The sequence below is a fragment of the Alteribacillus persepolensis genome, assembly GCF_900099605.1.
GTDB classification, from domain to species: domain Bacteria; phylum Bacillota; class Bacilli; order Bacillales; family Marinococcaceae; genus Alteribacillus; species Alteribacillus persepolensis.
In genome coordinates this window covers 1-2,562 of the sequence record NZ_FNDK01000057.1, presented here as the reverse complement: position 1 = coordinate 2,562, position 2,562 = coordinate 1, and the positions used below count along the sequence as shown (strand labels likewise).

General features: G+C 33.4%; 3 protein-coding genes. All 3 read right to left on the bottom strand.

Features of this window, described 5'->3' with window-relative positions:
• Window positions 1-227: 227 nt before the first annotated feature.
• The 3 genes from BLT18_RS17820 to BLT18_RS17810 are packed head-to-tail and all read right to left on the bottom strand — an operon-like array spanning window position 228 to window position 2,348.
• Window positions 228-899 (bottom strand): hypothetical protein, encoded by a 672-nt coding sequence (locus BLT18_RS17820; RefSeq protein ID WP_091277116.1) that lies wholly within the window; start codon window positions 897-899, stop codon window positions 228-230.
• 44 nt (window positions 900-943) lie between these two features.
• Window positions 944-1,831 carry an LCP family glycopolymer transferase gene (locus BLT18_RS17815; RefSeq protein ID WP_175487601.1) on the bottom strand — a complete coding sequence of 296 codons (888 nt, stop codon included), beginning with the start codon at window positions 1,829-1,831 and terminating at the stop codon, window positions 944-946.
• On the bottom strand, window positions 1,824-2,348 hold the full coding sequence (locus BLT18_RS17810; RefSeq protein WP_091277111.1) for a sigma-70 family RNA polymerase sigma factor: 525 nt from the start codon (window positions 2,346-2,348) through the stop codon (window positions 1,824-1,826). The genes BLT18_RS17815 and BLT18_RS17810 overlap by 8 nt, the downstream gene beginning before the upstream one ends.
• Between the last annotated feature and the right edge of the window lie 214 nt (window positions 2,349-2,562).

Here is a 2,562-nt window from a genome sequence, read left to right as displayed (position 1 = left end):
ACCATTAGGAAAAAAGGATATTTACTATTACTAAGGCTATTACAGAGAAGCCGTATAATGACCAAGCGATTCTCCTATTACTCTTAGGTGCCTCTTTATTTTTAAGGACCCTAGTAAGTTTATATGTTAAAAATATAATTGCTATAATTGAGACCAAAACCAATCCACTCATTTTATTATCACCTCCAATTTGTTTGCCTTGTTATTAAACACTCCTGACCGATTGCTTAATTACCAAGCAATTTGATTAAATTTATGATCTTTTGATCATCACCTCGATCAATGGTCTCTGTCTTTGTATTTTTAATAATATCTTTATAAACGTCTTCACCAGCAGGATTCTTGCCATCCCAACGTAAAGGAACTTTGTATACATTAATCGTACCATTCCCATTACTACTATAAGTCACTGATCCATCTACCAAACGTGAACCTGATAACTGGACAACGTCTTCTGGATAATTAGCACTCGTTTCGTCGTCAGGATTGAGTGATTTGCCTGCTGGAATATGCCGAACATTCAACTCATCTATGTCTTGATTCGGCCCAAGCTGCAACCAAACACGAGCGTATTCGATTTCGTCAGAAGAATATTTAGACAATGCATTATCCTCTTTGCTTTTTAAGGTATTATTTGACTCCTCATTTTTTGTTTCTTCTGAAAAAGTTTCTATAGAATCGTTCGTTGCGGATTCTCCCGATTCTTTTTTGGTCTCGGATTTATCTTCTTTTTTATTTATTTGACTGCTGTCTTCCCCATTAACCTGCTGATCTTCATTTTCCGTTTGGCTTTCGGGTGTGTTGTCATTACTTCCGCTTTGATTATTTTCATCACCACAAGCCATAAGCAGTAAAGTTGTTATTAACAAAACCATTATTGGCAGTAACATTTTTTTCATATCTACTTCCCCCGTTGCAAAAATTATTGCTGATGTCTAGTAGGTTAATTATCGCCCAAATGCTTCTTTAAAGTATTAGAGGTTTTTTCCAATAATTTTTGGTTAATTTCTACATAATAGACACCATCAATTAATTTTTCCTCCATCCCTTTTGTCACATCGAGCATCTGCATAGAACTAGAATTAATATTCTCCATTTGATTTAATAAATCTCTTGGAATATTGGTTTCACTTTCTTCTAAGAGTGTTTTTATTTCTGATGCAGACAATTGCTCTTTGATTAAATTGTCCATTTCATTCATTAATTTTTTATTTTTCCTTGCATCCTCTTTAGTAATGCCTAACTTTCCATATATATTTTCTTCTGAAATAACGGAGTGGTAATCGATGGAAATATCAAAAAGATTCGACACTGTTATTTTAGCAGATTCAGAATCTGGGTCTAAAGCAGAGGCATGCATCACCTTATCTTGGCCAATCATTTCCCCTTCAGAGTTAAAAATTTCTACATACGTATCACGAGGAATTGCTACTATATTTATACTGCTGGGATCACTATTATAAGTAAGTAAAAGGTTAATATTGCTTCTACGATTAAATTCACCAGCTGAACCTTTTCCCATTATTAAAACTGAAAAAGATGAGCCTTCATGTTGAGCTGCTTGTTGTTTATCCGAGTTTTCTTGAACAATTTCGTTACCAAAGTTTAGATCCGGAAGAAGTATAACAATTGCTAAGATTAATACCATTATAGAACCTAATACAGGAACAACATAACGTTTGCCTATGTTGAGCAAAGCTATATTGCTGCCTTGTTTTTGATCGTTCCTGTCTTGAATTTTATTTAAAGTTTCAATCCTATCTTCTTTCGTGAATTTCAGATCTTTCTTTTCCAAATAAGAAAAAACCTCCTTCTTAAATTTTTTATTCATAAGCATTTCCCTCCTCAATTAAAATTTTTAATCTTTGTTTTGCTCTGCTTAGTCTTGTTTTAACTGTATTGACATTTAATTCTGCTACTTCGGCTATTTCTTTAATAGATAAAGACTCATAGTAATACAAAAAGATAACTTCCCGGTGATTTTTGGATAAAGAAAAAATAAGACGCTTCATCTCTTTAGCTTCGGTATTTTTAATCAGATTATCTTCTGCTGAAGGTAAAAAAGTTCCAATCGCACTTTCCAAAAAGCTTCTGGCTTGAACTCTCCGAAAGTGCCAACTTCTTAAATAATCCTTACACTGATTGATTGTAATTCTATATAGCCAGGTTTTTATTGATGATTCAAAACGAAAGTTATCTAAGTTCTCATAACATTTGATAAAGGTGTTCTGTACCATATCTTTTGCAGTTTCTTTGTCTTTGACATAGCTAAACGCTAATCTAACCAGACCACTCCCATATTCGATCATAATTCTCTCTAGCATCTCTTCTTTCTTCCCCTCTTCCATGACTCCTCCTCTTTTCAGCTTGATTTAGTTATTTGGCCTTTAGACGGCAGCTGAGCCAAAATGGTTTCAACAACCCTTAATCAATTTAGTTCTCAGCAGTTACTGTTTGCTATAAAAAGAAAAAAGCATTATATACAAGGTCACTCAAAACCTTGAAAATAATGCTCAGTTTTTATTAATACATATTTTTAATAAAATTAATCTCCGCACGTTA